The 13,544-nt window shown below is 76.3% G+C and carries 11 protein-coding genes and 1 tRNA gene; 5 read left to right on the plus strand and 7 right to left on the minus strand.

Annotated elements, in window-relative coordinates; genetic code table 11:
• Positions 1 to 199 precede the first annotated feature (199 nt).
• The gene (gene rlmB, locus KGD84_RS03100) at positions 200 to 1,180 is read left to right on the plus strand and encodes a 23S rRNA (guanosine(2251)-2'-O)-methyltransferase RlmB (protein WP_220564608.1); all 981 of its coding nucleotides are present in this window, start codon (positions 200 to 202) and stop codon (positions 1,178 to 1,180) included.
• A 119-nt stretch (positions 1,181 to 1,299) separates the two neighbouring features.
• Positions 1,300 to 1,372: transfer RNA gene (locus KGD84_RS03105), tRNA-Thr, on the plus strand.
• A 221-nt stretch (positions 1,373 to 1,593) separates the two neighbouring features.
• Here the strand turns inward: KGD84_RS03105 and KGD84_RS03110 are convergent.
• Positions 1,594 to 2,475 carry a CPBP family intramembrane glutamic endopeptidase gene (locus tag KGD84_RS03110; RefSeq protein ID WP_370634652.1) on the minus strand — a complete coding sequence of 294 codons (882 nt, stop codon included), beginning with the start codon at positions 2,473 to 2,475 and terminating at the stop codon, positions 1,594 to 1,596.
• Positions 2,476 to 2,538: 63 nt separating this feature from the next.
• Here KGD84_RS03110 and KGD84_RS03115 point away from each other — a divergent pair, with 63 nt between their 5' ends.
• Both KGD84_RS03115 and KGD84_RS03120 read left to right on the plus strand, forming a co-directional pair.
• Positions 2,539 to 3,219, plus strand: coding sequence for a TetR/AcrR family transcriptional regulator C-terminal domain-containing protein (locus tag KGD84_RS03115; RefSeq protein WP_220564610.1), 681 nt, complete (start codon positions 2,539 to 2,541; stop codon positions 3,217 to 3,219).
• 307 nt (positions 3,220 to 3,526) lie between these two features.
• Complete coding sequence (locus tag KGD84_RS03120) at positions 3,527 to 3,781, plus strand: hypothetical protein (protein ID WP_220564611.1); 255 nt, start codon at positions 3,527 to 3,529, stop codon at positions 3,779 to 3,781.
• On the opposite strand, the gene KGD84_RS03125 is transcribed toward KGD84_RS03120, so the two are convergent.
• On the minus strand, positions 3,753 to 5,591 hold the full coding sequence (locus KGD84_RS03125; RefSeq protein ID WP_220564612.1) for a hypothetical protein: 1,839 nt from the start codon (positions 5,589 to 5,591) through the stop codon (positions 3,753 to 3,755). The genes KGD84_RS03120 and KGD84_RS03125 overlap by 29 nt on opposite strands.
• 193 nt (positions 5,592 to 5,784) lie before the next feature.
• Between KGD84_RS03125 and KGD84_RS03130 the strand changes: the two genes are divergently transcribed.
• Positions 5,785 to 6,792, plus strand: coding sequence for a phospholipase D-like domain-containing protein (locus KGD84_RS03130; RefSeq protein ID WP_220564613.1), 1,008 nt, complete (start codon positions 5,785 to 5,787; stop codon positions 6,790 to 6,792).
• Between the two features lie 69 nt (positions 6,793 to 6,861).
• Here KGD84_RS03130 and KGD84_RS03135 read toward each other — a convergent pair whose 3' ends face one another.
• The 5 genes from KGD84_RS03135 to KGD84_RS03155 form a co-directional block, all read right to left on the minus strand.
• A complete protein-coding gene (locus KGD84_RS03135; RefSeq protein WP_220564614.1) occupies positions 6,862 to 8,331 on the minus strand; it encodes a phytoene desaturase family protein in 1,470 nt (489 codons plus the stop codon).
• A 98-nt stretch (positions 8,332 to 8,429) separates the two neighbouring features.
• Entirely contained in the window at positions 8,430 to 10,232 is a 1,803-nt protein-coding gene (locus KGD84_RS03140; RefSeq protein ID WP_220564615.1) for an ABC transporter ATP-binding protein, read from the minus strand.
• Positions 10,229 to 11,041, minus strand: a complete 813-nt coding sequence (locus KGD84_RS03145; RefSeq protein ID WP_220564616.1) for a class I SAM-dependent methyltransferase — start codon at positions 11,039 to 11,041, stop codon at positions 10,229 to 10,231. The genes KGD84_RS03140 and KGD84_RS03145 overlap by 4 nt, the downstream gene beginning before the upstream one ends.
• Positions 11,038 to 11,628, minus strand: a complete 591-nt coding sequence (locus tag KGD84_RS03150; protein WP_220564617.1) for a hypothetical protein — start codon at positions 11,626 to 11,628, stop codon at positions 11,038 to 11,040. The genes KGD84_RS03145 and KGD84_RS03150 overlap by 4 nt, the downstream gene beginning before the upstream one ends.
• Positions 11,625 to 13,523 carry an alpha/beta fold hydrolase gene (locus KGD84_RS03155; RefSeq protein ID WP_220564618.1) on the minus strand — a complete coding sequence of 633 codons (1,899 nt, stop codon included), beginning with the start codon at positions 13,521 to 13,523 and terminating at the stop codon, positions 11,625 to 11,627. The genes KGD84_RS03150 and KGD84_RS03155 overlap by 4 nt, the downstream gene beginning before the upstream one ends.
• Positions 13,524 to 13,544: the final 21 nt, after the last annotated feature.

Genomic DNA, 13,544 nt, shown 5'->3' on the forward strand with positions numbered 1-13,544 from the left:
GGGTGGGGTGGCCCCCCGGTTTCCACGGTAGGCCGCCCCGCCGTCCGCCGCCACGGGGGCGCCGGGGCCTGTGGACAACACGTTCGGTACCGGCTCGGCGGTACCCTGGGGGTTTGCCGCCGCCATCGGCGACGCGGCACCCCAACGGCCGGAGAACGCTTCCGGCATGCTCGCGATACGTAGCGGAGGGACGGCGACCATGCCGGCGAAGAAGAGCAAGAAGGGCCCCACCAAGGGCAGCGGCGGCAAGGGCCGCCGGTCCCTGGAGGGCAAGAAGGGCACCCTGCCCGCCGAGCAGCGGCACTGGTACGACGGCAAGCAGCGCTCCAAGGCGATCCGCCGGGCCAAGGAGGTGGAGGCCTCCGGGGGCGCTCCGCGGTCGTCCCGTTCGGCCGAGCCCGAGCGCCGCCGGATCGACTCCGACCTGCTGGTGGGCCGCAACCCCGTGCTGGAGGCGCTGCGCGCGGGCATGCCCGCCAGCCGCCTCTTCCTCTCCAACAGCCTCGACGCCGACGACCGCGTCAACGAGGCCGCCCGCCTCGCCGGCGAGCAGGGCGTGGAGGTGCTGGAGGTCACCCGCGCCGAGCTCGACCGGCGCTGCGACAGCAACGGCCAGCCGGGCGCCGTCCACCAGGGCATGGCCCTGCAGGCGCGGCCCTACCGCTACCTGCTGCCGGAGGACCTCCTGGAGCGGGCGCTGGACGGGGACGAGCCGGCGCTCATCGTCGCCCTCGACGGTGTGACCGACCCGCACAACCTCGGCGCGATCGCCCGCTCCGCGGCCGCCTTCGGCGCCGACGGCCTGCTCATCCCCGAGCGCCGCTCCGCCGGCGTCACCACCACCGTGTGGAAGACCTCGGCGGGCACCCTGGCCCGGCTCCCGATCGCGCAGGCCACCAACCTCACCCGCGCCCTGGAGGCCTTCAAGAAGGCGGGCGTGTTCGTCGTCGGCCTCGACGCCGACGGCGACGCCGCCATCCCGGGCCTGGACCTGGCCACCGGCCCGCTGGTCGTGGTGGTGGGCTCCGAGGGCAAGGGCCTGTCCCGCCTGGTGCGCGAATCCTGCGACGTGATCGCGAGCATCCCGATCCGCAACGCCGAGTCGCTCAACGCCTCCGTCGCCGCCGGGGTGTCCCTCTACGAGGTCGCCCGCCTGCGCGCCGAGCAGCGGGACTCCTGACCCCCGCCGCCCCCGGGTCCGCCACGGACCCGGGGGCGGGCTTTTCCGAGTAGGCCGAAACGCGCCTCACCCGGTACCATTCGGGTGGACGCGGCTCCCCTCGCGGAGCCCGACGCCCCGCCGGCGTAGCTCAATTGGCAGAGCAGCCGCCTTGTAAGCGGCAGGTTAGGGGTTCAAGTCCCCTCGCCGGCTCTCACCTTTCCCGCCCGGGGACATTTTCGGGGCGGATACGTCAGCGTGCGCCGCCCCCGCGCGACCCGGCCGACGTCCGGCCGGGGCCGTGCGCCCCTTGGTCCGACGTCGGCCTCGCGTTCGCTTCTCCTCGTTCGGGCCGCGCTGCCTGTGGGTGCGGCGGGGCCCGTGGACGCGAGCGTCCGCTCGCGTCCACGGGCCCGTGCGGTCGGGGCCGGGTCCTAGCCGGCGCGGCCGGACCGGGGCAGGCCCAGGCGGCCGCGGGTGACGACCACGAGGGCCACCGCGACGAGGCCGACCAGCGCCACCTCGACCGCCCCGGCGGGGGAGCCCGCCACGACCGCCTTGAGGCCGGAGACGACGTTGATCGCGGCGTGGGCGAGCACCGGGGCCAGCACCCCGCCGCGGGCGGAGTTGAAGACGTTGCCCAGGATGACGGTGAGGCCGACGCAGAGCAGCGCGTAGGCGGGGAAGTACATGTCCGCCTGGAGGGTGCCGGCCATCGCGAACAGCGGCGCGTGCCACACGGCCCAGATCGCGCCGAGCATCACGTTGGCGGCCGTCGGGGACAGGACGCCCTGGAGTCGCGGCAGGGCGAACCCGCGCCAGCCCAGCTCCTCGTTGCCGCCGCCGGCCAGCGCGATGAGCACGAACTGCGCGGGCACCGTCATCAGCGCCGTGCGCAGCAGGTCCCGGTCCAGGGCGGTGTCGCCCAGATAGATCGGGATCGCGGCGGCGCCCGCGATGGCCAGCAGGGCCAGGAGCGCGATCGCGTAGGGCAGGAGCGCGCCGCGGCGCCCGATCGAGTAGCGCCGGAAGAGGGCGCCGACCCCGGCGCGGCCCTGGGTGGCGGCCGTGACGACCACCGCCGCCACCATCGGCCCGAATCCGCCCGCGATCACCGCCGGCATCGGGTCGCCGCCCTGGAGCAGGAGGCCGCCCGCCCACCAGGCGGTCCAGGAGAAGGCGAAGGCGATCACGAGGAACGCGCTGAGGCCGCGGGGTTCGACGGCCGTCGTGCGCGCCGCGTCGACGGGGGCCGTGTCGGCGGAGGGCGCGGGGGACTGGGGGCGGGTCTGCGTGACCGGGGAGTGGGTGTCCATGGCCGGAAACATACACTGTTTGAGAACGACATACAACGTAGGATTCCCGCTAGGCTGTAGGTCATGACCGACACCGCACCCGAACGGCAGTTCGACAGCGTCTTCCACCGTCCCGAGCGCCGCCGGAGATCCCAGCCCGCGCTCAGCCGCGAGCGCATCGTCGCCGCGACCATCGCCCTGCTGGACCGCGAGGGCGCCCCGGCGCTGACCATGCGCAAGGTCGCCGCCGAACTCGGCGTGCACGCGACGAGCCTGTACTGGTACGTCGAGCGCCGCGAGGACCTGGTGGACCTGGCCGTGGACGAGATCCTGGCCGCGGCCGCCGCGGCGCTGCCGGGCCCGGACGAGCCGTGGGACACCGCCGTCAAGGAGACCGCCCGCCGGTTCTACGCGGCTCTGACCGCGCACACCTGGGCGGCGGAGTTCGCCGGCTCCCGGCCGCTGATCGGCCCGAACGCGGTCGCCCTGTCGCGCCGCGTCATCGCGGCCCTGGAGAGGAGCGGGGAGAACGAGGAGGCGCAGGCGGTCGCGATCCGGGCGGTCGCCAACCAGATCCTCGGCGCCGCCACGACCACCGTCGCGATGCGCGCGACCCGGTCGAGTGCCCCCGAGGTGCACGAGGAGGCGCGCGCCGCCGCGGTGTCGGCCTCGGACGCCCTCGCCGTGGAGAACGCCTACTTCGACCAGGGGATCGACCTGCTGCTGGAGGGGATCAGGGCACGCCGCGGCCCGTCCCCGTCCTAGGCGTGCCGGGCCCGCCCGGTGGAGTGCGGGGAGGCCCTCCGCCGGATCGCGTCGCGCCGGACCGCCGCCGCACGTCCCGGGGCGGGCCGCGGAGCCGCACCGCCCGGCGGGACCCCGTGCGGAGCGGTGGGACCGCGGCGGCGGGCCGCGGGTGGCAGGATGCTGCCGGGCGGAACCCTTCCGGCGGCGCGAGGCCGCGGGTAGGGTCGTCGGCCATGGACACACTCTCCGCGGCGGGGCCGGCGCGGCCCTGCGGCGTGCGCCCCGGGCGGACCGGGTGAGCGGCGGCGGGGAGCGCCCGGACCGCGTGCGCATCAGCGTGGACCTGGACCGGGACGACTACCGGCTCATGCGGCGGCTCGTGCTGGAACTGGGGGAGGCGGCCGACCGCCCGGCGCTCACGCACTCCTCCGTGTGGCGGGCTCTGCTGGCGGAGCTGGGCGAGGACGACGCCCTGGCGGCGCGGGTCGCCCGGCGCCTGCGGCGCGGCCCGGACCGCTCCCGCGCGCCCGAAGGCCCCGGCGCATCCGCCGTCACTCCCGGACCAGCCGCAGACCGATGAGTTCGAGGCCGTAGCGCAGCCTGCGGAAGTACGTGGCCCGGCTCAGGTGGAGGCGGATCGCGAGCCGTTCGTGGCCGCGCACCCCGTCCAGGTAGTAGTGCTCCAGGATCCGGCCGGCCTCGGCCTCCTCCGCCGAACCGCTCGCGGCCAGGGCGCGCACCTCCTCGCGCAGCCGCGCCCGCAGGTCGGCCGGGGAGGCGGCGCCGCTGAGGGCCAGCAGCGGGGTGCCGCGGAGCCGCCCGGGCGAGTCGATGTGGGTCAGCGCGTGGCGGACCTCGCGCCCCAGCGCTCCCGCGCCGCCCGCGTCCGCGACGGGCGCCGCCAGGCGCTCGGCCCATTCCAGGAACGCGTCCGAGCCGAAGTCCTGGCCGTGGACCTCCGGGCCGCGGCCGCAGCGGTAGACGTCGTCGACGGTGCCGCCGTGGTGCCGGAACCTCAGCGCGTGCAGGAGCCGCTGGTAGCCGGGGTTCACCGTGGAGACCGTCAGGTACAGGCCGAGCGCCATCACCCGGTGCAGGATGGACCGCAGCAGTTGGGCGTGCAGCCCCCGGTCCGGGCAGAAGGCGGCCCCCAGGAGCAGGCTGTGGCCGGCGCCCGCGTACCGGGTGAGCAGGGTGTCGGTGTGCTGTTGCAGGAGCGGCTCCACGGAGTCGATCGTCCGGTCCTCCACGCGCAGCAGGCCGCTGACGCCCACGGGCTCCCCCCGCGCGTCGTGGACGAGCAGGAAACCGTCGGGATCGGTGCGCATCCACCCCTCCACGAGCCGGTCCGTGCGCCGCGGGTCCAGCCCGCTGTGCCCGGCCCACCGGTTCATGAGCTCGCCGACCGTGTCGGCGTCGTCCGCCGAGGCGGGCCGGACGAGCCCGTCCTCGGGGCTGCCGGGGAAGAGGGTCGCCTGCACCGCCTCCTCGTCGGAGAGGGCGATGATGCCCTCCAGGATCCGGCCGCGCCGCGGTCCGGCGGGTTCCTCCAGCAGCATCCTGCGGCGGTGGGCGGCCGCGCGGCCGCGGGTCTCGCGGTGGCCCGAGGGCTGCCGGGTCCGGCGGGCCAGCGCCAGCACCCGGCGGAAGGGCTCGGACAGGACCAGGCCCGCCTCGGTGCCGTAGACCACGCTCAGCCCGGCGAGGGCGGCGAACGCCTCGCCGTCGACGCCGATCGTCTCCTGGTCGCCGCCCCACACGCTGGCCAGGTCCTGGAGGGCGTCGGCCCAGGCGCGGCCGGGCGCCTCGCGGTCCAGCCGGTCCAGGATCTCGGGCGCGACCCGGACCGCCACCGCGCCCGGCTCCGCGGCCGCGCCCCCGTGCAGCGCGCGGCAGGCGGCCTCGGCGATGAGCGGGTTGCCCGCGGCGAGGTCGGTGACGACCCCCAGGGCGCGCGGGTCGTGCACCTGGGCGCGCTCGGCGATGCCGCGGACATCCTCGTCGCGCAGTGTGCGGAACGGGACCACCCGGGCCCCGGACAGCGCCCACCCCGGGCGGGACAGGAGGGAGCGCCGCGACACGACCAGTACCGGGCGGCCGCCCGGCGCCCGGTCCCGCAGCGCGTCCAGCGCGGCCAGGCCGGCGGGCCCGTCGGCGCCGTCCGCGACCAGGGGCCGTGCGGTGTCCTCGGCGAGCGCGCTCCGCAGGGCGTCGGCGGCGCCGGGCGACTCCAGGTCCACGACGGGCAGGGGCGCAAGGCGCGCGGCCAGCGATGACTTCCCGCAGCCCAGGGGGCCGACGAGGTTCACCAGGGGATGGCGCTCCAGGGCGCCCAGCAGATCCTCCGGTGTGGTCTGCCGTGGGGGAGCGGCGGCCGGTGGGGCGTGCATGGGATCTCGCGTTGCCTTCCGGGGGAGGGGGCGCGGTGAGGGGCCCATTGAAGCAGGGGCCCGCGGCGCCGGGAACCCCCCTGTTCCCCGTGAGAGAGGATGAGACGTTCATGAGACCGCGACCGAGCGGGCCTCGGTTAGCTTTTCCCCGTGGTTCCGGTGCGTGGCCGGGACCGGACTCGGAGAGAGCGCCATGGAGACTCGCACCATGTCCGTGCTCGGGCTGAACGGTGTCGAAGAGGACGTCTACCGCCATTTCCTCCGCAACCCCGGTTCGCCCGAGGCGACCGCGCGCCCGGCCGTCCCGCGGGGCGGGGCGGAGGTGGACGCCGCGGTGGCCAGGTTGCGGGGGCTGGGCCTGCTGCACGGGGACGGGGACGGGGTGTGGGCCGCCGACCCCGCCGCGGCGGTCGCCCGGCTGTCGGAGGACCGGCTGGAGCGCGTCCACTCGACCATCCGGGAGATCGCGGACATCGGCCCCATCATGAGGTCGTTGCAGCAGGACGGCCCGTATCCGCCGCGGGGGCGGGCGCCCGCCGCCGGAGCGGGGGGAGCGCTGGTCAGGCTGGAGACCCTGCCCCTGGTGCGCACGCACATCGACCAGCTCGCGTTCACGGCCCGCACCGAGATCCTGGCCAGCGAGCCCTACGACGTCCTGTCCCCGGAGAACATCCGGCACGCCCGCCCGCTCGACCTGCGGTGCCTGCGCCGGGGCGTGGTCCTGCGCAACCTCGTCCGCGCCGACGCGGCCGGGGACGCGGCGACGCTGGAGCACCTGCGGGTGCTGAGGGCGGCCGGGGCGCAGGTGCGGGTGGCCGACCGGCTCTCGGATCTGATGCTGGTCTACGACCGGCGGACGGCCCTGGTCCCCCTGGACCCCCGGGATTCGGGCCGGGGGGCCTTCCGGGTCGAGGAGGCGAGCCTGGTGGAGAGCCTCGTCCGCTACTTCGACCGGCTGTGGGACGACGCCCGCGACTTGGGCGAACTCCTGGGCGAGGGCTCCGAGACCGCCGCGCCGACCGAGGCCCAGCTGCGGGTCCTGGAGCTGATGTGCACGGTCAGCAAGGACGAGACCGGGGCACGGCGCGCGGGCATGTCGCTGCGCACCTACCGGCGGCACATCTCCGACCTCCTCACCCTGCTCCAGGCCAACAACCGGGCCCGGGCCGCGCTGGAGGCCCGGGAGCGCGGCTGGGTCTGACCCCCGCGCCCCGGGCCCCGCGTGCCGGGCCCCGGGGCGCGGCACGCGGCCGCCGGGGCGGGCCCGCGCTCAGCGCGCCGGTCCCCGCGCCCCCTCCGGGGCGAGCGACGGGACCCGCAGGCCGAACTCCCGGCGCAGCGCCGAGCGGGCCGCCAGGAACCCGCTCATGCCGTGCACGCCCGGCCCCGGCGGAGTGGCGGCCGAGCAGAGGTAGACGCCCCGTAGCGGTGTCCGGTACGGGTCCCACCGGGGGACCGGCCGCAGCAGGCTCTGCCGCAGCGAGATCAGGCCGGTACCGATGTCCCCGCCCACGTAGTTGGGGTTGTAGCGGGCGTAGTCGGCCCCCGACATGCCGCGCTCGGCCACGACGGTGTCGGTGAACCCCGGCGCGTACCGTTCGATCGCCGCCCTGACCACGGGCAGGGGGTCCTCCTCGGAGCCCGGGGGCAGGTGGGCGTACGCCCAGACGGGCCGCAGGCCCCCGACCGCGCGCCCGGGGTCCGCGACCGCGGGGTCGACCACGAGCACGAACGGCTCCTCCCCCCGCCTCCCGCGCGCGTTCGCCGTCTCCTGGCGGAGGATCCGCGCGGCGGTCCCCCCCAGGTGCACGGTCCCCGCCCGCCCGACGCCGGGGGCCGCCCAGGGGATCGGCTCCGACACCAGGAAGTCGGCCTTGCCCGCGGCGGGCCCGTACCGGTAGCGGCCCAGGGCGCGCAGGTAGCCCGGGGGCAGCCGTCCCGGCGCCAGCCGCGGCAGGGCGGTCGGCGCCGTGTCCAGCAGGACGGCCCGCACGCCGCCGAGCCGGCGCAGGTCGGTGACCTCCTCTCCGGTGACCAGGGTCCCGCCGTGCGCCCGGATGTCGTCGGCCAGCGCCGTGACGATGCTCCGGCCGCCGCCCTCGGGCAGCGGCCACCCGGGCCCGTGGGCGAGCTGGGCCAGCAGCAGGCCGACGGCGGCCCCGGGCAGCGAGGGCAGCGGCCCCATGACGTGGGCGGCGGTCCCGGCCAGCAGCGCGGGCGCCTCCTCCCCCCGGAAGAGCGAGTAGCCCGCCCGGGTCCCCATGAGGAGCGTGCGCACCGCGGTGGCCGGGGCCGCCCGCAGGCCGCCGGGCAGGCGCATGTCGGAGAGCAGCAGCTCCACCATGTCCCGGCCGCGGGCGAGCAGGGGCTCCATCAGCGCGCGCCAGCGCGGCCCGTCCGGGCCCAGGCCGGCGCAGGTCGCGTCGAGGTCGTGCCAGGCCAGGGCGGCCCGGTCCCCGCCCAGGGGGTGGGCGTAGCTGACCTCGGGCCGCAGCAGGCGCACACCCCGCTCGGCGAGGCCGAAGCCCCGGAAGAACGGCGAGGCGGCGGCCATGGGGTGCACCGCGGAGCAGACGTCGTGGACCACGCCGGTGCCGAACAGGTCCGCGCCGCGCAGCCCGCCGCCGAGCTGCTCGGCGGCCTCGTACACCACGACGCGCAGTCCGGCGCGGGCCAGGGTGACCGCCGCGGCCAGGCCGTTGGGCCCGCTGCCGACCACGGCGGCGTCGAACTCGCTCACGTGCGGTCCTCCCGGACGGTCATGTCACTGCCACCCGTTGCCCCGGGGCAGGGGCGCGGGGCCGGTCGCGGCCCGGGTCGGGACGGCGGGATGCGGGTTCATACCGAGACTCCTGAACTGTGGGAACCGGTGGGTTCTGGTGTACCCGGTGCCTCCCCGGAGGGGTCGTGCACCAGGGCCGCGGTGGCCAGGCGGCGGTACAGGCCGTCCTCGCGGAGCAGGTCCGTGTGGCGGCCGACGGCCCTGACCCTGCCCCCCTCCAGGACGACGATGCGGTCGGCCTCGGCCACGGTCGAGATGCGGTGGGCGATGGCGACCACGGCGCACCGGCGCGCGATGCGCCGCAGGCTGTCGCGGAGCGCCCCCTCGGCCTCCGCGTCCAGGTGGGCGGTGGCCTCGTCGAGCAGGACGACCTCGGGCCGCCGTACCAGGGCGCGGGCCACGCACAGCCGCTGGCGCTGGCCGCCCGACAAGCCGTTCCCCTGGTCGCCGATGAGCGTGTCCAGCCCGTCGGGCAGGGACGCGACCACTTCGGCCAGCCCCGCCAGCTCGACGGCCTCGCGGACGTCGTTGTCGGTGGCGTCCGGCGCCCCGTACGCGATGTTCTCCCGCAGCGTCCCCGTCATCGCCACACTGTCCTGCTGGACGTAGCCGACCCGGCCGCGGACGTCGGACGTGGGCAGGCGCGCGATGTCGCGGCCGTCCAGCAGCACGCTCCCGCCGCTCGGCCGGTAGAACCGCTCGATGAGCTGGAACACCGTCGTCTTCCCCGCGCCCGAGGGGCCCACCAGGGCGGTGAGGCCGCGGGCCGGGACGGTGAAGGAGACGCCGTCGAGCACGGGGCGGTCCCCGTAGGCGAAGACGACGTCGCGCAGTTCCACGGCGGGGCGGTCGCCGCCGGCCGGGACCGGCGGGGCCGGCGCCGCGACCGCCCCGACGCCGGCGTCCTCCTGCGGGAGCCGGCTCAGCTCGTCCACCCGTTCCAGGGCGGCCCGGCCCTGGAGGTGGGTGCCGATCGAGATGAACACCACGACCAGCGGCGACACGAGGTAGAAGAGGTACATGGTGAACGCGGTGAAGGCGGCCGGGTCCACCGTCCCCGTGGCGACGCGCACCATGCCGATGCCCAGCACGGCCGCCAGCGACGCCTGGAGCCCGACGTTCAGGACCGGGGTGAACAGGGCGTTGAGCACGGTGACGCGGTTGCCGGAGGCGCGGGCCCGGTCGGCCAGGCCGGCCAGCCGCTCCTGCTCGGCGTCCTCGGCGCCCGCCCCCTTGACCGTGGGCAGGGCGGTGAGCACGCGCTGGAGGTCGGCGCCGAACGCGCCGGTGTCCTCCCGGTTGGCCAGGGCCGCGCGGCGCAGCGCCCGCGCCAGCCCGACGCCGCCGAACGCCGCGACGCCCAGGCAGGCCAGGGTGAAGAGCATCAGGCCCGGGTCGGTCCAGGCCATCATGGCCACGCACCCGAGCACGACCATCCCGTTGAGGATGATCTGCGCGAGGCTCTGGGTCAGGGACACCTTCATCAGGGAGGTGTCCCCGACCAGCCTGGTGTGCACGTCGCCCATCCTCTGCCGGTCGAGGTGGGCGAGGTCGGCGCGCAGGACCCTGCCGGAGAGCAGGACCCGCGTGTCGCGGACGATGTTCTCCCCCGCCCGGCCGATGAGCACGCCCTGGGACGACGACAGCACCGCGTCCGCCAGGAACAGGGCCACCAGCAGGACGATGGGGCCGGTGAGCGGCCGGCCCTGCCCGGCGGCCTGGATCAGTCCGGCCAGGAGCGCGGGCTGGGCCAGCGTGGTGACCACCCCCGCGGCGCCCACGGCGATCCCCGCCCCGAGCAGGCGCCGCTGCCCCCGGGCCAGTCCCGCGATGATCCCCTCACCGCGCGGCGCCGTCACCGGCCGCCCCCGTTCCCGGCCGCCGTGTAGCGGCTGATGTGGACGGGGCTGGACGCCTCGTCGAACGCCCCGCCCGACCAGTCGCCCCACCGGGAGACCGGGACCAGCCCGGCCTGCTCCGCGTAGCGGTCCACGTCCTCGGGGGTGGTGAGCCGGGTGATCTCCGTGCCCGGGTGCACGTTCCCGCCCTCGTGCCACAGGTGCGTGGTGTGCCACAGCGTCTGTTCGGGGATGAGGGTGGAGTAGGTCTGCACCCCGGTTCCGGGCTCGGGGTAGGGGATGTAGAACGAGGCCCGCAGGCGGCCCTCGTGCAGGGCCGCCACGAACCCGGGGTTGTGCGTCTCCACGACCAGCGTGCCGCCGGGGGCGAGCCGCCGGGCCGCGCGGAGCACGGCCGCCCGCTGCTCCTCGGGGGTGAGGATCTGGGACAGCGTCCCGCAGACGCAGTAGACCAGCCCGTACCCGGCGCCGTCCTCGTAGACGCGGATGTCCCCGTGGACGGGCCGGACCCGCGCCCCGGTGGAGGCGACCGTCTCCCGCAGCCGGTCGAGCATCTCCGGCGAGGAGTCCACGCCGGTCACCTCGCCGACGAGCGCGGAGAGCGGCACCGCGATCCGGCCCGTCCCCACGCCCAGCTCCAGGGTGGCGCCCCCCGGGTGCAGGCCGGCCAGGGCCGCGGCGGTGACCCGGTCGGAGCCGTCCTGGGGGAAGAGCCGGTCGTAGAAGCGGGCGAACGCGCGCCCGTAGCCGCAGTCCGCGACGGCGCCGGACTCCTCGGTGCCGGTCGCCCATCCGGTGTCGGCGGTCATGCGGGGACTCCTTCCACCCCGCGCGCCGGGGGCCGGCGCAGGGGCGTGTAGGGCGAGACGAAGAGGACCTCGGGCTCCTCGGAGTCGTCGTATCCGGCGTTGCGGGTCAGGGAGAACTGGAAGCCCTTGACGGGGGCGCCCCCGGAGGCGGCGATCACGTCGCCCAGGTGGGAGCACAGGATCCGGTAGGAGGGCAGGGTCCCGGCCGGGCCGAACCCCTTGTCGAGGTGGCGCAGCACCTCGGTCCCCAGGTCGAAGACGGCCTTCTCCGAGCGCCGCTCGGGGTACCAGGCGAACTGCCGCAGGCGGCGGCCGACGATGACCTCCAGCGGGACCCACTCCGACGTCTCGTCGGCCTCGGAGAGCGTTCGGTAGTAGAACTGGAAGTCGTGCCGGGCCGGGGTCGGGGCGAAGAAGCACCAGTTGGGGAAGAGCGTGGACAGCGGGTCCATGCGCCGCACCCGGTTGAACGAGGGGTGCGGGTGCTGGGCGCACATGGTGCCCACCAGCAGGGCCGCGGCGGCCAGGCGGACGAAGCCTCCGGTGCCCCCCAGGAGGGGGCGGCGTGCGGTGGTGCGGGGGGTCATCGCTCCTCCGTCGTGGTCGGTGCGGGGGCGGTCCCGGTGCTCTCGGCCAGGAAGTCCAGCAGGAGCCCGGCCGCCCGGGCCGCGTGGTAGGGGTCGGTCAGCAGGTCGTCGTGGTCGCTGCCGGGGATGACGGCGCAGCGGACGGTCCGGTCGGCGGAGTGCGCGGCGGCGAGTTCGCGGTGCAGCTCCAGGTGGTCGGGGTCGCGCTCCACGGTGTGCTGGGCGGACAGCACCAGGGCGTGCGCGTCCAGGGGCTCCAGCGGGCCGGAGAAGTCGCCGAAGTCCCGCTCCACCGCCTCCCACTCCCGGAGCGCGGCGTTCCACACCCGGGAGTCGACGGTCTCGGTCAGCGCCCGGGCCCGTACCTGGTCGGGCAGGCTGCGCACCCAGGAGGGGGTGGACATGAGCACGCCCATCCCCAGCCGCAGGCTGACCGCCACCGTGCGCAGCGCCCCGCCGACCTTGGCGGAGTTCTCCGCCTGCTGGTTCGACCGGTGCAGCTGGTCGGGGTGCGAGCTGTCGAGGTACACGACACCGTGCACGCGCTCCCCGAGGACGGCCGCGGCCCGGCGCGCGATCTCGCCGCCCAGGGAGTGCCCGGCCAGGACCACCCGGCGCCCTTCGGGCACCGCCCCGGAGACGAGGTCCACCAGGTCGTCGACGGACTCGTCGAGGGTGTAGGGCCCGGTCGCCCCCCGGCGGCTGGCGCCGTAGCCCGCCCTGCCGGGGACGAGCCACTGCCGGCCCTGCTCGTTGAGGGCCCGGGTGTACCAGCTGAAGTGCAGGGGGATCGCGCCGAGGCCGTGCACGAAGACCACGACCGGGTCCGTCCGGTCCGCGGAGGCGGTCCCGTGGTAGGCGATGGTGTTGCCGTGCCGGGTGGTGACCCGGCCTCCCGGTGCCGGGTGGTCCAGGACGGTGGCGCGCCGGTGGGCGGCGACCGCGGCGGACGCGGCCGCGGTGCCCAGCGCCAGCAGCCCCGCCACCGCGGGCAGGCGGTCGTCGCGGTCGGCCGTGGCGGGCAGGGAGCGCGGGGCGCTGGTGTACATCACCATCGGGTACATGGCGGCGAAGGCGGGCAGGAACCGGCCCAGGCCCATGACGACCCCGTTGGCCACGTGGAAGAGGAGGACGGACCCGAGCACCGGCCGGACCAGCGCGCCGCCCCTGGCGTAGAGCACCGGGAAGAGGCACTCCAGGGCCAGGACGCCGTGCGCCACCAGGCGGGAGGCCCGCGGGAACCTCCGGGTCAGCCTCCAGACGCCCTCGTGGCCGTAGGTGCGCGTGCGCATCACCCCCGACAGGGCGTCGCCCGTCCGCCATTCCCGGCCCAGGAGCTTGACCCAGCCGGAGAACAGGTACGAGAGGGCGCACTGCCCGGCCACGTACCACATCAGCGCGTCCTTGACGGCGGGCGAGGAGGAGATCCGGGCCAGGCCGGTCGCGGTCTGCACCACGATCGCCGCCTGGTCCGACCCGTCGGTGCCGTAGCGCAGGGAGGGGTAGAGCAGCGTCCCGCTCACCCCGAGGAAGAGGGCGCCCGCCCCGCGCCAGCGGCCGCGGCCGGGGAGCAGCAGCGCCGAGCCGACCGCGACGCGGGCGGCGTGCAGGGCCGTGGCGGTGCGCCGGTCGGAGGCGAGGTCCAGCACGGCCCGCAGGGGGCGGCCGTAGCCGGCGTACCCGTCGCGGGAGATGGCCCACTCGTTCAGCCGGGAGGGGCCGTGGCGGTGCTGGTCGAACAGGTACTCCGCGCTGGAGACCAGGGAGGTGAGGGCGGAGATCCGCTCGGAGGCCCCGAGGGCCTGGTCGCGGGTGAGGGGGACGGGGCCCAGGAGGGCGGACAGGGCGCGGCCCGCGAGCCTGCGGACTCGCCGGGTTCTGCCGGAGGCGGGCATGGGGGACCTTCCTGTGGGGGA

Origin of the sequence: Nocardiopsis changdeensis, from assembly GCF_018316655.1 — a bacterium.
Lineage (GTDB): Bacteria > Actinomycetota > Actinomycetes > Streptosporangiales > Streptosporangiaceae > Nocardiopsis > Nocardiopsis changdeensis.

Excerpts from the sequence above, each read along its gene's own strand:
- KGD84_RS03150 (WP_220564617.1), bottom strand. The coding sequence starts at position 11,628 with ATGACCCCCCGCACCACCGCACGCCGCCCCCTCCTGGGGGGCACCGGA.
- KGD84_RS03125 (WP_220564612.1), bottom strand. The coding sequence starts at position 5,591 with ATGCACGCCCCACCGGCCGCCGCTCCCCCACGGCAGACCACACCGGAG.
- KGD84_RS03145 (WP_220564616.1), bottom strand. The coding sequence starts at position 11,041 with ATGACCGCCGACACCGGATGGGCGACCGGCACCGAGGAGTCCGGCGCC.
- KGD84_RS03115 (WP_220564610.1), top strand. The coding sequence starts at position 2,539 with ATGACCGACACCGCACCCGAACGGCAGTTCGACAGCGTCTTCCACCGT.
- KGD84_RS03155 (WP_220564618.1), bottom strand. The coding sequence starts at position 13,523 with ATGCCCGCCTCCGGCAGAACCCGGCGAGTCCGCAGGCTCGCGGGCCGC.
- KGD84_RS03110 (WP_370634652.1), bottom strand. The coding sequence starts at position 2,475 with ATGGACACCCACTCCCCGGTCACGCAGACCCGCCCCCAGTCCCCCGCG.
- KGD84_RS03130 (WP_220564613.1), top strand. The coding sequence starts at position 5,785 with ATGGAGACTCGCACCATGTCCGTGCTCGGGCTGAACGGTGTCGAAGAG.
- rlmB (WP_220564608.1), top strand. The coding sequence starts at position 200 with ATGCCGGCGAAGAAGAGCAAGAAGGGCCCCACCAAGGGCAGCGGCGGC.